This window comes from Erythrobacter sp. W36 (assembly GCF_057364935.1).
This window is the reverse complement of record NZ_CP200281.1, coordinates 605,210-624,527: the sequence shown is the minus strand read 5'-3', so window position 1 is coordinate 624,527 and position 19,318 is coordinate 605,210. Positions and strand designations below refer to the sequence as shown.

Here is a 19,318-nt window from a genome sequence, read left to right as displayed (position 1 = left end):
TTGTGCGTAATCTCATTACAGGGCTTGCAATGCATTGGTTCGTGTAGGAAAGGTAAAATTACCAATTTGGTTCATTTGATAGGCAAAGCATGATCAACCGCATTCGCGACATTCGCAAAAGCAAGGGGCTAACGCTGGCAGAGCTGGCCGAGGCCTGTGATCCGCCGACGACGGCGCAAACCATTGGCCGACTAGAGACGGGGATGCGCAACCTCTCACTCAAATGGATGGAACGGATTGCTGGCGCGCTTGGGGTGGATGCAGAGGCATTGGTTCGCTCCGAAGAAACCCCGCAAGCGCAGATCGTCGCTGAGCTCACCATGGCTGGTGCGGAAGCGCTCGAAAGCCCGCGCGAGGCCATACTCCCAACTGATCTCTCCTCCAGCGAAGGCGGCGCGGCGCGCATGGTGCTCAGCGTTTCCGCCAGTATTGGAGAGTTTCGCCCTGGTGACTTGCTTTGGCTCCGGCAGCTATCGCCTGAGGACGCGGGAAGCGCGATCAATCGCGACTGCCTCGTTCCCAGACCTGGCGGGCGCTTCGCCTTTGGGCGATTGATTGATCGCCGAGGCACTCTGGTGGGCATTCTTCCGCCGGGTGCTGGTGAAAAGCAGCAGGTCGTCGATAATCCGCCATGGATCGCGGTGGCTAATATGCTGGTGCGCCGCTTGTGAGCGAGCCCATGGCCGATGCCCCCAAACACGTTGTTTCGATATCCACGCTGTTTCCAAATGCGGCGAATCCGCGCTTCGGAACCTTCGTCGCGCGCTCCCTAGAGGCGCTCGCCAAACGCGGTGACTGGCGGGTCAGTGTGGTCAATCCGCTCGGCATTCCGCCGATTGCGCTGGGCCGTTACCGCGCGCTCGCTAAACTGCCCGAGCACTCGATCGAAAACGGAATTGAGGTTCATCGCCCGCGTTTCACTTTGATCCCAAAGATGGGTGCGCGCCGCAATGCCAGCGCCATCGCGAAGGCCGCTCTGCCGCTGATCAAACGTATTCATGAACGCGATCCAGTCCATGTGATTGATGCGCAATTCTTCTTCCCAGACGGCCCAGCGGCGGCGTGGATTGCCGAGCAAATGCAATTACCTCTCTCGATCAAAGCACGCGGCGCCGACATCAGCTATTGGTGCAGCCGCGACTTCGCCCGCGAGCAGATCCTTGAGGCCGCAGAGCGCGCCGACGGCATTCTCTCAGTTAGCGAGGCGCTGCGCGAAGACATGGTCGCCTTGGGCATGAAGCGCAGCAAGATCCGCCTGCATTACACCGGGCTCGACCGTGATCGGTTTCGGCCGCTTGATCACACTGGTCTAAGGGCGAAACTGGCGCAGGAGCTCGGCTTCAATCTGCCCGAGAAACTACCACTTCTCAGCTGCGTTGGCGCTCTGGTCGAGCGCAAGGGCCAAGACATCGCGATTGGTGCCCTGCCCTCGTTGCCAGAGGCGCGCTTGATGCTGATTGGCAAAGGTGAGGACGAGCGGCATTTGCGGAGCCTAGCGAGCGATCTGGGCGTGGCGGACCGCGTTCACTTTGCAGGCTCAATCGACCATGACCTGCTGCCAATTGTCCTCTCAGCCTCCGATGCAATGGTTCTGCCCACACGCAGTGAAGGCCTCGCCAATGCATGGGTTGAAGCGCTGGCTTGTGGCACACGAGTCATCACTTGCGATGTCGGCGGCGCACGCGAAATTATTACCAGCGATGTGGCGGGTTATTTGATTGAGCGCACGCCCGAAGGCGTGGTGGACGCGGTCCAGTCCCTGATGGCAAAACCAGCCGACCGGCAGCAGGTCGCTACGATGGCGGAGCGTTTCAACTGGACAACCAATGGCGCCCAGCTGGCCGAGCATTACGCCAAATTAGCGGGCGCTAAAGCCTAGCAATCGCAGCCTGCCAATAAGCCCGCTTACGCTTCGCCGCGAGCGATCTTTTCCTGCCGCTCTTCCTTGGTTTCCTGAGGCACGAAGCTGTTCGAGGTAACGCCCATCCAAATCAGCACTGGCGCCGCCAAATAGACGCTGGAATACGTACCGATGAACAGACCAGCGGTGATCGCCGCGACCAAGCCAAACAGGCTTGCTGGACCGATCAGCAGCAATGGAACAAGTGCGACCAGCAGGGTCAGCGAGGTCATGACCGTCCGGGCCAAAGTCTCATTGACCGAGAGGTCAAGCAGCTCTGGCAGAGGCATCTTGCGATACTTCTTTAGGTTCTCACGAATGCGGTCATAGACCACGATTGTATCGTTCAAAGAGTAACCGATGATCGCCAGAATCGCGGCAATAATCTGGAGGCTAAACTCGAGCTGGAACAGCGCGAACATGCCCAAGGTCACCGAGACATCGTGGAACAGGGCGAACAGCGCACCGACGCCAAACTGCCACTCAAATCGGACCCAGATGTAGAGCGCAACTGCGAGCATCGCAGCCAGCAGCGCCAGCACAGCATCCTGGCGGAACTCGCCGGAAACCTTGCCGGAAACCGAATCCACGCCATCGATCCGAATATCGGAATAGTCTGATTTCAGACTGTCCGTGATCGCGGTCGTCATCTCGGCGGCGAACTCTGGATTGCCTTCCGCCTCTGGCGGCAACTTCACCCGGATAGACACCTCGTTAGGCGCACCAAAGGTTTGCACCACTGGCGAGCCGACATTTTCCAATGCGCCCACACTCTCGCGCAGCTCCGCAATAGGAGCCTCATCGGTTTGCGTGAAGGTCGCGCGGATTTCCTGACCACCAGCAAAATCCACGCCGTAATTGAGGCCGTTGACCAGCACCAATGCCCAGCTTGCCGCGATCAGCAGCAGGCTGAAAATGAAGAACGGCACCCGCAGACGCAGGAACTTGATGTTGGTGTTTTCTGGGACGAGTTTGAGCAGTTTCATGTCTAATCGCCCTTTAAATGCTGATGTCGCTGGGGCGCGTTTTACGCAGCCATCCGGCGACCCACATGCGGGTTAGGACAAGCGCGGTGAAGACGCTGGTGAACAGGCCGATCACGAGGACGACGGCAAAGCCGCGCACCGGACCAGAGCCGAACAGGAACAGCAAAACACCGGCAATGAAGTTGGTGATGTTCGCATCGTAAATCGCGCGGCTGGCCTCTTTATAGCCATTCTCCACCGCCGCGACGACGCGCCTACCGCGCTTTCGCTCCTCGCGTATTCGCTCGTTAATCAGAACGTTGGCGTCCACCGCCGCGCCGATTGTTATCACGAAACCGGCGATACCCGGCAGGGTCAACGTGGTATTGAGCCCGGCCATCAAGCCGAGAATGATCAGCACGTTGAACACCAGAGCGATGGTCGCATAAATGCCGAAGCGGCCATAGGTCGCGACCATCAAAGCGATCACAGCAACCGAACCGATCATCATGGCGAGCAGGCCCTTGCGGATTGAGTCCGCGCCAAGGTCTGGGCCAACGGTGCGTTCTTCGATCACTGCAAGCTCAACCGGCAGCGCGCCAGAATTCAGCGCAATCGCCAAGTCAGCCGCGCTTTGAGCGGTGAATGTGCCAGAAATCTGAGCTGAACCGCCACAGATCGGCTCGTTGAAATTCGGCGCCGAGATGACTTTCTCATCGAGAATGATCGCGAATGGGCGGTCCACATTCTCGGTGCTCAAAGTACAGAACTTCGATGCGCCTTGCTGGTCAAACTGAATGTTGACGACGTTCTCATTGTTCTGAGGATTCACGCCAGCCTGCGCATTCGTCAGACTATCTCCGCGGATACCCCCCAGTCGCCGCACGGCAACCATCTGGCCTGCCTGCGGTGTCTCATCTGAGTAAGGAAATGCCTGAGTACCCGGAGGGACAATCCCCGCCTGAACGTCTGTTGGTAAAGCGTTGAGATCCACCAGTTTGAACTCGAGCTTAGCGGTCTTACCCAGCAGCTCTTTCAATTGGTCGGGATCTTGAAGACCAGGCACTTGAACAACGATGCGTGTGTCGCCTTGGCGAATAATCGTTGGCTCGCGTGTGCCCAATCCGTCGATACGCTTACGGACCACCTCAGTCGCGCTATCCATCGCATCGGTCACAGCTTGATCGACGCCATCGTCGGTTGGGGTCAGCACCATACGCTGTCCATCGACAACAGTCAGATCCCACTCGCGCACCAGATTGGTGCCCATCATCACCGGCTCTAGCAGGCCTCGCGCACGGTCGATATCGGCTGGCGTGTCGAGCATGAAAGACAATGCACCGCCCGAAGTGGAAATGTCCCCGATCCGGATGCGCGGTTCGGCCCGGCGCATTTCGCCGCGAACCGTCTCTTCCATATTCTCGAGCCGCTGCGCCGCGACCTCGGCGGGGTCTGCCTCTAGCAGAATGTGGCTACCACCGGCCAAATCCAAACCGAGATTGACCTGGGGGTTTGGCAGCGCCTCCGGCCATTCCACATTCGCGGCGGCAAACAGCGACGGCATGGCCGCCAGCACTGCGACGAGCGTCAGGCCCCAGAGCCAGAACTTCTTCCATGTCGGAAAATCGAGCATTTTGGTTTCGTTCTAATCCGCGTGACAATGAATGGTAATGCGAGGGGTTGGCTCAGCGGCCAAAGATCAATCGTTGGCTGGCTTTCCGCCTGGCTGGAGCACATCACCGATGGTGTGCTTCACAGCTTTCACGCGGACATCCTTGGCCAGCTCGAGCTCGACATTGTCGTCGTTCACTTTGAGAACCTTGCCGATAAGGCCGCCTGCGGTGACCACTTGATCGCCCTTTTTTAGGCCTTCGACCTTTTGCTGATGCTCTTTTTGCCGCTTCATTTGCGGGCGGATAATCAGGAACCAGAAGATCAGGATCATGCCAAGGATTGGCAGCCATTGCAGCCATCCCGGAGGCGCATCCCCAGCGCCAGCAGCAGCAAGAATATCAAGCATGTCGAATTAGCCCGTCAAAAATACAAAATCGCAATCATGAAGGTGGAAATTCGCAGCGCTATTGCTCCGCATTCTCCCCTCCCTCATGGGTCAAGTGGGCGCGCCTAGCAGCAATGCAAGGGCCTCGCAATCGAAGGCCATTTAATCTGCGCAATGTGCGCACAACTTTAACCGCCCAATATGCGCGCTTGCATGGCCCATGGCCTCGCCCTATAGCGCCGCCTTCCACTGGTTCCGGGACGTAGCGCAGTCTGGTAGCGCATCACACTGGGGGTGTGGGGGTCGCTGGTTCGAATCCAGTCGTCCCGACCAGTGGAACGTTCGTCGATTTTTTGACGATTCCGCTTTCCAATCTGAAATTTCCATTCATGGGCCTTTTCGGAACTTGCGTTGGAAAGGCGCGTTTGATGCACCCTATGGGCTCTAGATTTCTTCTTTTGTGCAGCGCCGCGAGCGTGATTTGCGCTGCACCAGCTGCTGCGCAAAGTGCGGCTGAGCCAGTCGCAGCGCCCGACCCGTCGCCGTCTTCCCCCCTTGCAGGCACTGTCGATTCTGCGGCCGATCCAAACGCTAGGGCCACCTTCACATCGGCAGATTTTGAACGTTTCGCGCCGCGCAATGCGCTCGACATGGCGCAGCAAGTTCCCGGCTTCACCATCCGCGAAGGCGGCAATGATCGCGGGCTGGGCCAGGCCGACACCAATGTTCTTATCAATGGACGCCGCATCTCTGGCAAATCCAACGGCCCGGTCGATGCGCTCCAGCGCATCCCGGTCGAAGACGTTGTACGGCTGGAGTTAGTGGATGGCGCGAGCCTCGATATCGGCGGCTTGTCGGGCCAGGTCCTAAACGTCGTCACGCAAAGCACTGGCCGCATCACGGGACAGTTCCGTTATTCAGCCGAATGGCGCTCATCCGGCGTCCCATTTCGCTGGGGCGATGGCCAGGTCTCGCTGGCCGGCGGCGGCGAGAAAACAGAATGGACCCTAGCCCTAGAAAATGATGCGGGGCGGCGCGGCGATGCCGGGATTGAGCGCGTGTTCGATGGCGCGGGCAATTTGATCGACACACGCCAAGAACAATCGAATTTCAATGGTGACCGGATGACCCTGTCGGGCTCGTTTGCACGCACCGCAAGCAATGGCAATGTCCTCAATCTCACCGGGCAAGTCGGCGGCAATCTGTTTGACCAGCGCGAGGTTTCTGAGCGCACAGGCACGATCTCTGCCAGCGACCGGCTGCGCGAATTCACGTCCAGCGAGGATGAGTTCAATTATGAGCTGAGTGCGGATTACAGCTTCGCGCTTGGCGGCGGACAGCTCAAATTGATTGGCTTTACCCGTTATGAAGACAGCCCCACCCGCTCTGAGGTGCTGACCACTTTTGCCGATGGCGCTGCGCCTGACGGCTCTGTTTTCATACGCGATGCGGACGAAGGCGAGACCATCCTACGCTCTGAATACAGTTTTGCGGGTCTGGGCGGCGATTTCCAGTTTGCGCTGGAGGGCGTGCGCAACTTTCTGGACATCAATTCCGCGTTTGAAGAACGCGATGACAGTGGCACCCTCCAACCGGTGGATTTCGAAGGCGCAACAGCCCGGGTCGAAGAAGACCGGGCCGAAACCAGCCTGACCTACAGCCGCGCGCTTTCCCCGAAAGTGCAATTGCAGGTCTCCGTCGGTGGTGAATATTCCAAGATCAGCCAGTCTGGCGCGCTTGGTCAAACGCGCAGCTTTCAGCGCCCGAAAGGGTTCATCGCGCTTGATTGGAATGCCAATTCCAGTCTCGATCTCTCAGGCCGGATTGAACGTCAGGTCGGCCAGCTGAGCTTCTTTGACTTCATCGCAACGACCAATCTCGATCAAGACCGCACAAATGTGACCAATTCCAATTTGGTCCCGCCGCAAAGCTGGTTGTTCGAGGTCGAGGCCAGCCAGAGCTTTGGCGATTTGGGCTCGCTCAATCTGCGCGGGTTTTATGAAGACATCAGCGATATCGTTGACCTCATCCCGATTGAAGGCGGCGGACAGGCTCCGGGCAATATCGATAGTGCCTTGATCTATGGCCTATCCGGAGAGCTCACATTGTTGTTCGATCCAATCGGTATCAAAGGCCTCAGGCTTGATACCGAAATCGAGTATTCCGAGAGCGAAGTGCTTGACCCTCTACTCGGCACGCCGCGAGAGATTTCCAATCAACGCTACCTCGAGTTCGAGGCTGAGCTGCGCCAGGACTTCACCGGGTCTCCTTGGGCAATCGGCGCTGCATTCTTCGCTGACGACAACAGAGCGAATGTGCGGCTCGACGAAATCGCAGATCGCACTGAAAGCCCAGGGTTTCTCCGGGTATTCATCGAGAACAAAGACGTCTTTGGGCTGACCCTGCGAGGGCGAATTGCCAATTTGCTCGACCGGCGCAACAATTTGGACCGCACGATCTTTACCGACCGTGCGGCTGGCATCGTGGAATTCCGCGAAGAGCGCCGCCGCGGCTTTGGAACGATCTTCTCGGTCGATATCGAGGGCTCATTCTAACGTTAGCGTCCGCCCAAGCGCCCATGCTTGCGCCGCATCCCGCCTCGGCCTAACCACGCTGGCGCAAAGGGGATAGATCGATGACATTGCGAATGCGTTCTTGGCTGTTTGCTCCGGGCGACAGCGAGAAAAAGATGACCAAGGCCGCCGACAGCGCGGCTGACATCGCTTTGCTTGATCTGGAAGATTCTGTTGCCCCGGAAAACAAGCCTACTGCGCGGGAGCTCGTGCGCGATATGATCGCGAGCCGCGAGGACAAGGCGCGCATTTGGGTTCGCGTAAATCCGCTCTCGGGCGGCGAAACCGAGCGCGATCTTGACGCCATTGTGCCATCCGGGCCGGGCGGCATCTTCCTGCCCAAGGCCGAGGGCGGACACGACGTCGCAACCCTGGACGCAATGCTGAGCGAGCGCGAGGAAAAGGCAGGGCTAGAGCCTGGCTCAACTCGTGTCGCTGCTCTCGTTACCGAAACGGCTGCCGCCATGTTCACCACTGGCACCTATGACGGAGCGCCGCGGCTGGCCGCAATGAGTTGGGGCGCGGAAGACCTTTCCTCAGAGCTCGGCGCGCAAGAACAGCGCGGGGCGGACGGCGAATATTCCCACGTCTATGAAATGGCACGCAGCCTGTGCTTGCTAGGAGCGGTAAAGGCGCAGGTCGCGCCGATTGAAACCGTTCAGCCGGAATTCCGCGATCTTGATGCATTGCGGGCGCGGGCTTTGAGGGTCAGGCGCCAAGGCTTTCGAGGAATGCTCGCGATCCATCCCGCTCAGATCGAGCCGATCAACAGCGCCTTCACGCCAAGCGAAGACGAGCTCGCCCATGCCCGCGCGGTGGTGCAATTGTTCGCCGATAATCCTGGCGCAGGCACGCTCGCCCTTGATGGCAATATGCTTGACCGGCCGCATTTGGCCCTTGCTCAGCGGATATTGGCAGAAGCTGGCGAATAGCTGATTAGGAAATATATTTTTCCTACTTGAACCTATTTGGCTATTTGGGGTGCGACTCATGACAAGGAGCTGCATTAATGGCCATTTTGGAAACGCTGATCGGTCCGATCACATCAATCATCGACAAGATCATCCCTGACAAGGAAGCTCGCGCCAAGGCCAAACTTGAGCTTCTAAAGCTTGAGGGCTCGCAAGAGATGCGGCTGATCGAGACGCAAATCTCCGCCATTATCGCCGAGGCAAAATCAGCCGATCCCTGGACCAGCAGGGCACGCCCCAGCTTTCTTTATGTTATGTACGCGATGATATTGTGGGCCCTGCCGATGGGCGTACTCGCCGCCTTCAATCCAAGTGCGGCCACAAACATCGCGGCCGGCATGAACGCCTATCTCAATGGCCTGCCTGAGCCTCTCTACGCGCTGTTTGGCACCGGCTACCTCGGCTACACCGCCGCCCGCCAATGGGGCAAGGTGAAGGGCGTGGACCAGTAGTTTTCCTTGCTCCACCAGTGATGCGGACTTGAGCTTGCCGATGGCCCCGCGCTAAGCGGGCCGCATGACAGACACTCCTGCAGCGCAATCCGGCACCGTCTACGTTCTCAACGGACCCAATCTCAATCTACTCGGCCTGCGCGAGCCAGAGATTTATGGCTCCGACACGCTCGACGATATTGCGGGCATGCTTGAGGACAAGGCGCGCGAGCACGGCCTCACTATTGAGATGCGCCAAACCAATTACGAAGGAATGCTGGTCGATTGGCTGCACGAAGCGCAAGCGGAGGGCGCGCGAGCTGTTTTGCTCAACGCGGCGGCTTACACCCATACTTCCATCGCTTTACTCGATGCCATTCGCGCGATAACCATTCCGGTTATTGAGGTGCACCTCTCTGATCCAAAAACGCGAGAGGACTTTCGCCACCTCTCCTATGTCGGGATGGCGGCAGCAAAAACGATCGAGGGGCATGGTGCGGCCAGCTACACCATTGCGCTCGATGCAGTGATCAACGGCGAGGTTTGAGCAGCACGCAAACGAGCCGACCTGCTGTTTGCCAGGCCTAACCCGATGCCGGCACCCTTAATCCACCCACAATGCCAGCCACGCTCAGCCCACAGGGGCGGCAAAACCTGTTCGTGCCACTTGCCAGCCGCAATTTGCGGGAATAATCACTCTCACAATCACGCTGCACCCCAGTTTGCGATCCCGCAAACGACCGCAGCAGACACAATAAGGGGCCCCCATGGCGACCAGCAAAACAAATGGCGGACGCAAATCCGGCATGGATGTTGACACCAAACTCGTTCGCGAACTCGCAGAACTGCTGAACGAAACCGGCTTAACCGAAATCGAAGTCGAAGAAGATGACCGCAAAATCCGCGTTGCGCGCGGTGGCTTCGCGCCTGCTGCGATCAATGCGCCTGTTGCGGCTGCTCCAGCCCCGGCCCCTGCGGCCGCTGCACCAGCGGCAGCTCCAACTGCCGCGGAGGCTCCCGCCGACGCGAGCGATGGCGCGATGCTCTCGCCAATGGTGGGCACTGCCTATCTCGCTCCGGAACCCGGCGCAGACGACTTCATCAAAGTCGGCGCCTCCGTTAAAGAAGGCGACACCTTGCTGATTATTGAGGCGATGAAGGTGATGAACCCGATCCCTGCCGATAAGTCAGGCACGATCAAAGCTATCTTGGTCGAAAACGCGCAGCCGGTCGAATTTGACCAGCCGCTGGTCGTGATAGCGTAAAGCGCGCGAGGACAACAGGCTATGGCCATTACCCGCATCCTGATCGCCAATCGCGGCGAAATCGCTCTGCGCATCCACCGCGCAGCCCACGAAATGGGCATCGAAACAGTCGCGGTGCACTCCACTGCGGACGCTGATGCAATGCATGTGCGCCTTGCCGACCATGCAGTCTGCATCGGCCCACCATCTGCAACCGACAGCTATCTCAATGTCGCAGCGATCATCTCCGCCGCTGAAGTGGCGCAATGCGATGCGATACACCCGGGCTATGGCTTTCTGTCAGAGAACGCCAAATTCGCTGAGATCGTCGAAGCGCATGACATCAAATGGATCGGGCCTAAGCCTGAGCACATTGTCACCATGGGCGATAAGGTGCAGGCGAAGAAGACCGCTGGTGAGCTAGGCTTGCCGCTGGTTCCCGGCTCTGATGGGGCTGTGTCTGATCCGGAAGAAGGCAAGAAAATCGCCGCAGAAATCGGCTATCCGGTGATCATCAAAGCCGCATCGGGCGGCGGCGGCCGGGGCATGAAAGTCTGCGAGAGTGAAGACCAACTCGAAACTCTGATGCAGCAGGCCGGCAGCGAGGCGAAGGCCGCGTTTGGCGATGCCACGGTCTATATCGAAAAATACCTTGGCAATCCGCGCCACATCGAATTTCAGGTGTTCGGCGACGGCAATGGCAATGCGATCCATTTGGGAGAGCGCGATTGCTCGCTTCAACGCCGCCACCAAAAGGTGCTGGAGGAGGCCCCCTCCCCCGTGATCAGTCACGAAGAGCGTATGCACATGGGCGAGGTTTGCTCAAAGGCGATGCGCGACATGAGCTATCGCGGTGCGGGCACTATCGAATTTCTGTGGGAAGACGGCGAGTTCTACTTCATTGAAATGAACACCCGGCTTCAGGTGGAGCATCCCGTTACGGAAGCCATCACCGGTGTTGATCTGGTGCGTGAGCAAATCCGCATCGCGGCTGGTAAGCCATTGTCTGTGAAACAGGAAGAGCTTGAATTTAACGGCCACGCGATTGAGTGCCGGATCAATGCAGAGGATCCCTTCACCTTCGCGCCATCGCCCGGTCAGGTGACCTATTATCACCCAGCTGGCGGTATGCATGTACGGGTCGATAGCGGGCTTTACGCGGGCTATAAAATTCCGCCCTATTACGACAGCATGATCGCCAAGCTGATCGTGTATGGTCGCAACCGCGAAGGCTGCATCATGCGCCTGCGCCGCGCGCTTGAGGAAATGGTGGTTGAGGGTCCGAAGACCAACATTCCACTGCATCAGGAATTGCTTAAGCAAAACGATGTGCTGTCCGGCGATTATTCGATCAAATGGCTCGAAAACTGGCTAGAAGAACGCGAGAGCTAAGTCCGCAGGCAATTTCAGATTGGTGAGAAGGCATGATACGTTTTTTGCCGGGAATGCTGCTTCTGATCACTGGTTTGGCCGTGTTCTCGCTGCCCTATTGGGCGCCGCTCGTCTCCGATGTGCGGGTTGAGCCAGAGGCGTTCAAGCGCTCAGGTCAAGTCGGCGGCGGAGTGATCGGCGTCGGCGTCGCTCTGATCATCGCTGCTCTTATCGCTGGCCGCAAGAGAGGTTGAGCAGGCGGTAGCGCCCTCGACTTGGCGCGCATTTGGTCCGGCGTCGCAACTCATCTATCGTTCATTCTCACTGACTTAGCCGAGTCACAGGGTCGTGTTAGGGTGCGTGCTGCATCTCCGACCGGGAGAGCATAGAATGCGAAAAACTGCGCTGCCGCTTCTGCCGATATTGAGTGTAGCTTTCGCTGCGCTGCCCATCACCACCGCTGATGCGCAAGACGTCGCTGCCCCGCCAGGCTGGTCTGACACTCAGCAGGGTGAAACACGCATTCTCAGCCATGATGGTGTGATTGTTGAGGTCGGACCTTGGCAAAGCACCAACGGCAAAAGCACGCGCGACTGGCTAAAATCGCAAGAACGCATCACCCCGCGCGGTGTCACCTATGTCGCCACGCAGAGCCTGCAAGCAGAACGTGCCATCGCAGACAGTCATGCCCTCGCCCGTTCGGTCAAAGTGGACGGCCGAGACGAGCTTTCAGTGCTCTATGCCTGTCCAGGAAAAGGCGGAACCGTGCGGTTGATGGAGCTGCGCGCTATCCTATCACGCAAGACCGCATCTGCTATCCAGCGCGCCGCCAAATTTGGCGAAGACGTCTGCCGCGCCGATCCAAAGATGGCCTCGTATCGCGCGGCCTCGACGAGAACTGCGTCAACAAACTTAGCGCGCGATCAAGGAAGCGGACCGTCCGCCTCCGGAACCAGCCAATCCTTGGCCGCTGAAAATGCGAAGATCCCCGCGCAAAGCAGGCCTTCGTCCGCTCGCATCATCCTGAAGCAAAAATGGGTCGGCTTTCCCGCTGTTATGATCAACGAAGCGACGCCGGAAATGTCCTTTAGCAATGGCTATTCGACGAGCTGCGCCAAATGGAACCCGCTGACCCAATCGCCAACCCCGTCTTCTGCTGGCCGCATGAAGCGCTGCGAAGTGAAACGCGGCGCCAGCAAAGGCAAGCTTGCGCGTAAATTTAGCCCAGGCGAAACCATTTCCGTCTCATTTGGCCGAATCTCCGCTTCATCCAGTAATCTCGGCGGATCGACCTCGACAATTTCGGGCGGCACTTTGCGCATGACCAAAGATGGGCGGATCGAGATTGGCAAGTTCAACGCCTTCTCTGCCCGCGCGAGCGGCGCCAACGCGGGCGGAGGAAACCGCAAAATCGCCGTTTCTGGGCGCTATTACCTCGACGGTCACACCATCACGATTAAGGGCGATGATGGACGGGTCTATCATGGATTTATCGCTGCCAGCTCAAACAAAGGCGGGCGCGGCTATGACAATGTCTTTATCAATGGCGAGCATTATTGGGACCGCAAAAAGTAGGGCCCTCTAAAACCTCGTCCTAATCGAACGTAATGCCCGCCGCCTCTGCTTCAGCAATGATTTCTGCGCCCGTTTTCATCGGGCTGTCTTGCGCCAGATCATACCAATCCGGCTTCTCATCGACAAAGATTTGTTGCTTGATCGGCAGCCCATCTGGCAGATCAAAATGACCAGCGGCGAAGCTGTAGAAATTGGTCGGCAAAAACCGATACCAGAGCGCGCTGCCGCATTTGCTGCAAAAGCTCCGCTCTGCCCAATCGCTTGATTTGTAGGTACCCACGCTGCTTTCACCTGAGATCGTGAAGTCAGCTCCCGCGACCATAGAGCCAAAGCTGCCGTAAGTCCGCTCGGCACATGTCGCAGTGACACACATCCACTTCGCGCCGCATGGCGTTCAAAGTGATCGACACTGCGCCGCACAAGCATTTCCCGGTGAGCGGACTGTCGAGGCTGGCGACCTCGTCGCCGCTTGGGCTGTCTTCGAACATTTCGCTCATGGGCTAATCTCCGGCTTTGTCTTGTTAGAGCGGCACTCCCGGTGCGTATTTCGCGGTGCGGATCGTCAGCGAGGTTTTGACGCTGTCGACATTGGGGGCCGGTGTCAGCTTGCTGGTCAGAAACTCCTGAAAGCTCTGCAGGTCATTGCTGACAATCTTAAGAATAAAATCGATCTCACCGTTTAGCATATGCACCTCGCGCACTTCTGGCAGATCGCGCATGGCGTCTTCAAATTCGCGCAGGCTCGATTCGGCCTGACTCTTCAAACTGACCATCGCGAAGACGGTGATCGCAAAGCCCAGTTTCGATGGGTCAAGATCCGCGTGATAGCCGCGAATAACGCCGTCTTCCTCCAGGCCGCGCACTCGGCGCAGGCACGGCGGCGCGGTTAATCCCACGCGCTGTGCGAGCTCTACATTGGTTACGCGCCCTTCCGCCTGCAATTCAGAAAGCAGGCGTTTATCGATTTCATCCAAATTCGCCATGCGGCGTACGCTCCCATTTGGCCTTCATTTATGACTAGCAATGTTCCTAGGAGAACAAGAGCTAGCAAGTATTTGCCCTCAGACCGAGGTGCAAAACTAATATTATTATGTTTGCCAGCAATTGTCCCGCTTTGCAACGCGTCTGAAAGCCATGTGTGAATGTTAGAAAGGCTTGGTATGAAACTTTCGGCCCCACTAGCGCCTAATGGCCGTGTGTGTGTATCGGAGCAGATATGTTTTTTGACGACCGCCTTGCGACTGTGCTGCGCCAACGCGCAGACACCGACGTGGGCGCTCGCACGCAATTTCGCCAGCTGCTCGACATCCTTGGCAATCGCAAGTTTGGCATCCTTGATGGCCGCCGGCAGAGCCTGGTTGCGGCCTCTTGGCTGCGCATGGATGCGCTGGCTGAGAAAATCCCGGCGCGCGAGCGAGCAGTGGCGATCTCGCGAACGCGGCTGGCGGTTTCGCAGCGCGGACCTCGCGGCTCATCTGGCGGACTTTGAGCCTGAGGTAGCGGCAGCTGCTCTGCACCGCGCAGAATTGAGTGATGAGGATTGGACTGCGCTGATCCCAAGGCTTCCGGTAAGAGCGCGCGGCTTTTTGCGGCGCAGAGATGATCTGCCGGTCGATGCGGAGCGCTTGCTTGATCAACTGGGCGTGCATGACCGCGGACTGCCTCATCCGAACGGCTATGACGAAGCGCAAGGGTCGGAGACGCCGCCAGCGCCCGTTGAAACCGTTGCAGAGCCAAACGAAACACCCGCAGACGTGCCCTATGCATCGCTGATGGGGTCGAGCACTCCGGCGACGATCATGCCGCTGCGCAACAAGCCAGCCGATTATCCTCTTTCGCCAGCCAATGAGCCTTTTGAGCTGAGCGAAGAAGTGCCAGCGGATGAGGAAGCGGAAGAAAGCCCCACCGAGGAGCAGACGTCCGAAGCTGAGGTTCAGGAAGCACAAGCGCCTGAGCCACAACAGGAGTCTGGACAGCGTGCCGCTCAAGACATTCAAAGGTCTCAAACTGACAGAGCGTCCTATGATCCGTTCGGACTGACGGACCCGGCGGGCATGGCAGCGAACCCGATGGGCGGGCCAGAGATCGATCCCAATCGCAGCGAAATTTCCGCTTTGGTGGAGCGGATTGCGCAGTTCAAACGCGACCGGGAAAGCGGCGCGCAAGCCATCGACAGCGCCCCGCGTCTGCCGCTGGAAGAGCATCCGCGTCAGGCTGAGCGCGAAGTGCGTGGGTTCGGCTTTGCGACAGATGCGAATGGCCGGATCGAATGGGCCGAACCAGAGGCCGCGCCAATGGTTATTGGCAAGCGCCTGGTTCCCGCGCAGGCCTTTACCAATCCCGCGGCGCAAACACTGATCGAACGCGCCTTTGATCGCAGACAGCCGATCGCCCACGCGCCCTTGACCATGGCGGGTGCAGAAGCGGTCGCGGGCGACTGGATCGTCGATGCGCAGCCAAACTTTGCCGATGAAGGCAATTTTACAGGCTATGTTGGCCGGTGCCGCCGCCCGGCTAAAGCCGCCAGCTTACCCGGCCAGGGCGGCAGCGAAGGCGACCGCATCCGCCAATTGCTCCACGAGCTGCGCACACCGGTCACCGCCGTCCAGGGCTACGCCGAAGTCATCCAACAGCAATTGTTCGGCCCTGCGCCGCATGAATATCGCGCCTTGGCTGCAGCAGTCGCTGCCGATGCCGCGCGTATACTCGCCGGATTTGAAGAGCTCGACCGGCTGGCCAAGCTGGAAACTGGCGCGGCTGAAATGATCCCGGGTGAGACCGATCTAGGCGCGGTGATCGCCAAGACTGCTCAGCAATTGGCGCAGGTGCTCGGACCTCGAATGGCAGGCATTGAGTTTGTCCAACCCGAAGGTCCGCCGATCATGGTCGCCATGGACACCGGCGAAACCGAAGCGCTCATTTGGCGCGTCCTGGCGACGCTGGGCGGAGCATGCGCCTCTGGCGAGATGATCACCTGCCAATTGCGCCGCGATGATCGCCTGGTCCGTCTGATTTGCGAATTGCCAGCTCAGCTGATTTCCGAAGACGATTTGTTCGCAGCTCAAATTAAGCCCGCCAACACGGTGCTCAACGCTGGCCTGTTTGGCGCCGGCTTCACCTTCCGTCTGGCCCGGGCAGAGGCGCGCGCCGCCAAAGGCGGGCTGTCTCACGAAGGCGAGCATTTGGCATTGATGCTCCCACTCTTGACCGCTCAGCAGGGCCTGCCTAGCCAAGACGGATCGGACGCTGGCGCAGGCGTGCAGGTAAGCAATCCTCAAGACGTGCCCGCTAATTCCGAACATGAAAGCGCCGCTTCGATCAGCGGCGAACGTGGCGGCGGGAAAGCATAAGCTCCAGCGATCCCGCTGAATTGGCAATCAGGGAGGGAGCCGACATGCAGCCCCTTTCTGAATCGGCCAACACAGGCCAATCACAATCCATCCTCAGTCCGCCTGCACGAAGCGCCCGGGCGAGCTTTGCGACCGGCTTTGGTCAGCGTGTGCTGCTAACAATCGACACCGAGGAAGAATTCGATTGGGATGCTCCGTTCCGCAGAGACGGCTTTGGCCTAGAGCATGTCCCTGAATTGCGGCGGTTTCAGCAGTTTTGCGAGCGGCTGGGCGTCATCCCGCTCTATCTCGTCGATTGGCCAATCGTAAACTCGCCGGTCGCCGCTGAGATTATCGGTGATGCGGTCCAGCGGGGGGCGGCAGAGGTTGGCGTTCAGCTGCACGCTTGGGTCAACCCGCCCTTCGATGAAGAGGTTAGCGCGCACAATTCCTATGCCGGGAACCTGCCGCCGGAATTGGAAGCGGCCAAGTTCAACCAGCTACGGGACCGGATTGAGGAGGTGTTTGGCGCGCCTCCACTGATCTACCGCGCTGGCCGATATGGATTGGGTCCGCAAACGCCGGACTTGCTCAAGTCAGCTGGCATTGCGGTCGACACTTCGGTGAGGTCTCTGTTCGATTATTCCGGTCAGCACGGCCCCGATTACTCCGCCCATCCGCTGTGGCCCTATTGGACCGACGCAGAGCGGCAATTGCTCGAGCTGCCCGTGACCAGCGCCTATTGGGGAATGTTGAGGCGGCAAGGCGGCATGGTGCGCCGCCTGCAAGAGCGCTTCCCCTCGCTGGGCCGAATCCTATCGCGGCTGGGCATGATGGAGCGGATTGCCCTGACGCCGGAAGGCGTGAGCGTGGAGGAGGCCATTCGCGGAATTGATATGGTTCTGGACGACGGCGTGCCCGTATTAACGCTGTCGTTTCACAGCCCCTCATTGGCACCAGGGCACACCCCCTATGTCGAGACAGCGGCGGAAGTTGAGGGCATTTATGATTGGTTTGAAAGGGTTTACGCCTATCTCGACCACCGAAACATTCGCAGCACCAGCGTGGCCGAGATCATGCAAAACGTGATTCGATAGGCTCAATTCAAAAATAGACGAAACGGGTGCTTGTTTCATTCGCAAGCGCGATGTAGAGGCTCGGCCTGCATCTTGGCTAGACCAGAGGGGCCTGTAGCTCAGTTGGTTAGAGCTGGCCGCTCATAACGGCTAGGTCGCGGGTTCGAGTCCTGCCGGGCCCACCACTAGCGATGATGCTTCCACCCTGTCGTGCTGCACGCAAGACAGGTGAAAATCGGTCGGGGAGTGGCGCAGCCAGGTAGCGCACCTGTTTTGGGTACAGGGGGTCGGAGGTTCGAATCCTCTCTCCCCGACCAGATTTTCAAACTTCCGAAATTTCTGCTCGCAGTAACAAGCCGTAAGCGCTTGCCAAGCGCTGAGCCTTTTACTCTTCCATAACCGCAGGGGCGCTGGGCACTGGCCCGCCGGTTTTGATCGAACGCTCTTCGCGCGCGAGGATCCCCGCAACCATCGTCCACACCGCGACATTCTGGCGCAATTGGACGATGTCGATTTTGTCGAGCGTGTCATCCGGCGTGTGGTGCAGGTCAAAATAGCGCGTCCCGTCTTGCTGCAGATCAATGATCGCACCGTTTTGATCGCGCGAGATGTTAAGGTCTGCCCCGCCCCGCGCCACGATGGTCGAGTTGGCCACGCCAAACGGTTCAACCGCTGCTGCCAGCTTTGCATGAAGGTCAGGATTGGTTTCGCGGAAATTGCTCTCAAAACGCCAGATTCGGTCAGCGCCAAAATCGCTTTCGAGGCCTACGCCAATCGGCTCATCAATGTGAGCTGCACTGTAAGCGCGAGAGCCCCACAGCCCAACTTCCTCCGCGCCTGCGAACAGCACACGGACTGTGCGCAGTTGATTGCCAGTGCGCGCGACATTGATCGCGGCGGCGGCGATAATCCCGCAGCCCGCCCCATCGTCAAAAGCGCCCGGCGCATTCCACCAGCTGTCCAAATGGCACGCCAGCAATACGGGCGGCAGGTCGGGGTTACGGCCAACAAATTCGCCAACGACATTGCCGCTCATCGTGGTGCCAATACGCTCCGGGTTCATTTCCAGCTTGAGCGTGATTGACTCCGAGCGCGGGCGATTGAACATCCGCTCCAGATTCTCTGCATCCGGCAGAGACAGCGCGCCGGCTGGGATTGGATCAACCCCTTCCGGAAAATTGGTGCCGCCGGTGTGCGGATTGCGGTGATGGTCAGTGCCGACCGATTTGATCACGACGCCAATCGCGCCCTTGCTCGCGGCGAGGCCGGGTCCGACCCAGCGCGTTGGGCCAGCAAAGCCATAGTGCGAGCCGTCCTGTGCGCGGCGCATCTGGTGGCTGATATAGGCGATCTTACCCTCAAGGCTTCCCTCTGGCGCGGCGCGAACGGCCTCTGCATTGGCGAAGAAGACCACTTCCGCCTCAATCCCGCCTTCTGGCGTCGCTGCGCTATTGCCCAGTGGCTGGACCACAAGGTCTTGCGGGAACGGCCCAGTCACCGAAGCGCGGGCGATATCCCCGGGCACCCAGGTGTCCATTTCAAAGGGTTCGTCAGCGACATTTTGAAAGCCGTGCTTCTTAAGCCATGCCATGGCCCACACGCGTCCGCGTGTCTCGGCCTCGGTTCCGGCCTGCCTCGGGCCGATCTCTGTGGTCACTCCTTCGACAAAATCCCATGCGATTTCATCACGCTCCAACGCGACCTCGGCGAGCTCCGATAGACCGGGCGCAGCGTTAGCGGTGACAGAGAGGGAAGCGGCGGAGAGCGCGGTTAGCGCGAGGAGTGCATATTTCATGGTTGTCGCTGCTATCGAGCCGCGCGGACCAAGTCCAGCGTGTGATCAGCATTCGTTGAACGCTTAAGAGTCGCGCATGTAAGGCTGAA

The 19,318-nt window shown here is 58.8% G+C and carries 18 protein-coding genes, 3 tRNA genes and 1 pseudogene; 16 read left to right on the top strand and 6 right to left on the bottom strand.

What is annotated here, in order from left to right:
- The first annotated feature begins 89 nt into the window (after positions 1–89).
- Positions 90–671: a helix-turn-helix domain-containing protein gene (locus AC0V6U_RS03085; protein ID WP_472644761.1), complete on the top strand. Its 582-nt coding sequence runs from the start codon at positions 90–92 to the stop codon at positions 669–671.
- A gap of 8 nt (positions 672–679) precedes the next feature.
- Positions 680–1,879 carry a glycosyltransferase gene (locus AC0V6U_RS03080; protein WP_486169367.1) on the top strand — a complete coding sequence of 400 codons (1,200 nt, stop codon included), beginning with the start codon at positions 680–682 and terminating at the stop codon, positions 1,877–1,879.
- A gap of 26 nt (positions 1,880–1,905) precedes the next feature.
- On the opposite strand, the gene secF is transcribed toward AC0V6U_RS03080, so the two are convergent.
- The 3 genes from secF to yajC form a co-directional block, all read right to left on the bottom strand.
- On the bottom strand, positions 1,906–2,886 hold the full coding sequence (gene secF, locus AC0V6U_RS03075) for a protein translocase subunit SecF (protein WP_472644759.1): 981 nt from the start codon (positions 2,884–2,886) through the stop codon (positions 1,906–1,908).
- 13 nt (positions 2,887–2,899) lie between these two features.
- The gene (gene secD / locus AC0V6U_RS03070) at positions 2,900–4,498 is read right to left on the bottom strand and encodes a protein translocase subunit SecD (RefSeq protein WP_472644758.1); all 1,599 of its coding nucleotides are present in this window, start codon (positions 4,496–4,498) and stop codon (positions 2,900–2,902) included.
- Between the two features lie 66 nt (positions 4,499–4,564).
- Positions 4,565–4,885, bottom strand: a complete 321-nt coding sequence (gene yajC / locus AC0V6U_RS03065; RefSeq protein WP_472639201.1) for a preprotein translocase subunit YajC — start codon at positions 4,883–4,885, stop codon at positions 4,565–4,567.
- A 235-nt stretch (positions 4,886–5,120) separates the two neighbouring features.
- On the opposite strand from yajC, the gene AC0V6U_RS03060 reads away from it, so the two are divergent.
- The 9 genes from AC0V6U_RS03060 (at position 5,121) to AC0V6U_RS03020 (ending at position 13,029) form a co-directional block, all read left to right on the top strand.
- Positions 5,121–5,197, top strand: a tRNA-Pro gene (locus AC0V6U_RS03060).
- Between the two features lie 143 nt (positions 5,198–5,340).
- Positions 5,341–7,419, top strand: a complete 2,079-nt coding sequence (locus AC0V6U_RS03055) for a TonB-dependent receptor plug domain-containing protein (RefSeq protein WP_486169366.1) — start codon at positions 5,341–5,343, stop codon at positions 7,417–7,419.
- An 80-nt stretch (positions 7,420–7,499) separates the two neighbouring features.
- The gene (locus AC0V6U_RS03050; RefSeq protein WP_472644756.1) at positions 7,500–8,369 is read left to right on the top strand and encodes an HpcH/HpaI aldolase/citrate lyase family protein; all 870 of its coding nucleotides are present in this window, start codon (positions 7,500–7,502) and stop codon (positions 8,367–8,369) included.
- A gap of 77 nt (positions 8,370–8,446) precedes the next feature.
- Positions 8,447–8,860 (top strand): holin family protein, encoded by a 414-nt coding sequence (locus tag AC0V6U_RS03045; protein ID WP_472644755.1) that lies wholly within the window; start codon positions 8,447–8,449, stop codon positions 8,858–8,860.
- Between the two features lie 64 nt (positions 8,861–8,924).
- Positions 8,925–9,386: a type II 3-dehydroquinate dehydratase gene (locus AC0V6U_RS03040; protein WP_472644754.1), complete on the top strand. Its 462-nt coding sequence runs from the start codon at positions 8,925–8,927 to the stop codon at positions 9,384–9,386.
- Between the two features lie 220 nt (positions 9,387–9,606).
- On the top strand, positions 9,607–10,104 hold the full coding sequence (gene accB / locus AC0V6U_RS03035; RefSeq protein WP_472644753.1) for an acetyl-CoA carboxylase biotin carboxyl carrier protein: 498 nt from the start codon (positions 9,607–9,609) through the stop codon (positions 10,102–10,104).
- 21 nt (positions 10,105–10,125) lie between these two features.
- The gene (accC, locus tag AC0V6U_RS03030; protein WP_472644752.1) at positions 10,126–11,475 is read left to right on the top strand and encodes an acetyl-CoA carboxylase biotin carboxylase subunit; all 1,350 of its coding nucleotides are present in this window, start codon (positions 10,126–10,128) and stop codon (positions 11,473–11,475) included.
- A gap of 32 nt (positions 11,476–11,507) precedes the next feature.
- On the top strand, positions 11,508–11,708 hold the full coding sequence (locus AC0V6U_RS03025; protein ID WP_472644751.1) for a hypothetical protein: 201 nt from the start codon (positions 11,508–11,510) through the stop codon (positions 11,706–11,708).
- A 136-nt stretch (positions 11,709–11,844) separates the two neighbouring features.
- A complete protein-coding gene (locus AC0V6U_RS03020; RefSeq protein WP_472644750.1) occupies positions 11,845–13,029 on the top strand; it encodes a hypothetical protein in 1,185 nt (394 codons plus the stop codon).
- 19 nt (positions 13,030–13,048) lie between these two features.
- Here AC0V6U_RS03020 and AC0V6U_RS03015 read toward each other — a convergent pair.
- Both AC0V6U_RS03015 and AC0V6U_RS03010 read right to left on the bottom strand, forming a co-directional pair.
- A pseudogene (locus AC0V6U_RS03015) lies at positions 13,049–13,406 on the bottom strand (GFA family protein); the annotation flags it as partial.
- Between the two features lie 144 nt (positions 13,407–13,550).
- On the bottom strand, positions 13,551–14,012 hold the full coding sequence (locus tag AC0V6U_RS03010; protein ID WP_472644749.1) for an Lrp/AsnC family transcriptional regulator: 462 nt from the start codon (positions 14,010–14,012) through the stop codon (positions 13,551–13,553).
- 233 nt (positions 14,013–14,245) lie between these two features.
- Here AC0V6U_RS03010 and AC0V6U_RS03005 point away from each other — a divergent pair, with 233 nt between their 5' ends.
- From AC0V6U_RS03005 to AC0V6U_RS02985, 5 genes are all read left to right on the top strand, one after another.
- Positions 14,246–14,518, top strand: a complete 273-nt coding sequence (locus AC0V6U_RS03005) for a hypothetical protein (RefSeq protein WP_472644748.1) — start codon at positions 14,246–14,248, stop codon at positions 14,516–14,518.
- A gap of 97 nt (positions 14,519–14,615) precedes the next feature.
- On the top strand, positions 14,616–16,379 hold the full coding sequence (locus tag AC0V6U_RS03000; RefSeq protein ID WP_486169365.1) for a histidine kinase dimerization/phospho-acceptor domain-containing protein: 1,764 nt from the start codon (positions 14,616–14,618) through the stop codon (positions 16,377–16,379).
- Between the two features lie 44 nt (positions 16,380–16,423).
- Positions 16,424–17,455 (top strand): polysaccharide deacetylase family protein, encoded by a 1,032-nt coding sequence (locus tag AC0V6U_RS02995; protein ID WP_472644746.1) that lies wholly within the window; start codon positions 16,424–16,426, stop codon positions 17,453–17,455.
- 87 nt (positions 17,456–17,542) lie between these two features.
- A tRNA-Ile gene (locus AC0V6U_RS02990) sits at positions 17,543–17,619 on the top strand.
- A 55-nt stretch (positions 17,620–17,674) separates the two neighbouring features.
- A tRNA-Pro gene (locus tag AC0V6U_RS02985) sits at positions 17,675–17,751 on the top strand.
- A gap of 68 nt (positions 17,752–17,819) precedes the next feature.
- Here the strand turns inward: AC0V6U_RS02985 and AC0V6U_RS02980 are convergent.
- Entirely contained in the window at positions 17,820–19,229 is a 1,410-nt protein-coding gene (locus AC0V6U_RS02980; protein ID WP_472644745.1) for a M20/M25/M40 family metallo-hydrolase, read from the bottom strand.
- Positions 19,230–19,318 lie beyond the last annotated feature (89 nt).

Coding starts and splice junctions, on each gene's coding strand:
- secD (WP_472644758.1), bottom strand. CDS start 4,498: ATGCTCGATTTTCCGACATGGAAGAAGTTCTGGCTCTGGGGCCTGACG.
- AC0V6U_RS03080 (WP_486169367.1), top strand. CDS start 680: ATGGCCGATGCCCCCAAACACGTTGTTTCGATATCCACGCTGTTTCCA.
- AC0V6U_RS03040 (WP_472644754.1), top strand. CDS start 8,925: ATGACAGACACTCCTGCAGCGCAATCCGGCACCGTCTACGTTCTCAAC.
- AC0V6U_RS03025 (WP_472644751.1), top strand. CDS start 11,508: ATGATACGTTTTTTGCCGGGAATGCTGCTTCTGATCACTGGTTTGGCC.
- AC0V6U_RS03045 (WP_472644755.1), top strand. CDS start 8,447: ATGGCCATTTTGGAAACGCTGATCGGTCCGATCACATCAATCATCGAC.
- AC0V6U_RS02980 (WP_472644745.1), bottom strand. CDS start 19,229: ATGAAATATGCACTCCTCGCGCTAACCGCGCTCTCCGCCGCTTCCCTC.
- AC0V6U_RS03010 (WP_472644749.1), bottom strand. CDS start 14,012: ATGGCGAATTTGGATGAAATCGATAAACGCCTGCTTTCTGAATTGCAG.
- accB (WP_472644753.1), top strand. CDS start 9,607: ATGGCGACCAGCAAAACAAATGGCGGACGCAAATCCGGCATGGATGTT.
- AC0V6U_RS02995 (WP_472644746.1), top strand. CDS start 16,424: ATGCAGCCCCTTTCTGAATCGGCCAACACAGGCCAATCACAATCCATC.
- secF (WP_472644759.1), bottom strand. CDS start 2,886: ATGAAACTGCTCAAACTCGTCCCAGAAAACACCAACATCAAGTTCCTG.
- AC0V6U_RS03005 (WP_472644748.1), top strand. CDS start 14,246: ATGTTTTTTGACGACCGCCTTGCGACTGTGCTGCGCCAACGCGCAGAC.
- AC0V6U_RS03085 (WP_472644761.1), top strand. CDS start 90: ATGATCAACCGCATTCGCGACATTCGCAAAAGCAAGGGGCTAACGCTG.
- accC (WP_472644752.1), top strand. CDS start 10,126: ATGGCCATTACCCGCATCCTGATCGCCAATCGCGGCGAAATCGCTCTG.
- yajC (WP_472639201.1), bottom strand. CDS start 4,885: ATGCTTGATATTCTTGCTGCTGCTGGCGCTGGGGATGCGCCTCCGGGA.
- AC0V6U_RS03050 (WP_472644756.1), top strand. CDS start 7,500: ATGACATTGCGAATGCGTTCTTGGCTGTTTGCTCCGGGCGACAGCGAG.
- AC0V6U_RS03020 (WP_472644750.1), top strand. CDS start 11,845: ATGCGAAAAACTGCGCTGCCGCTTCTGCCGATATTGAGTGTAGCTTTC.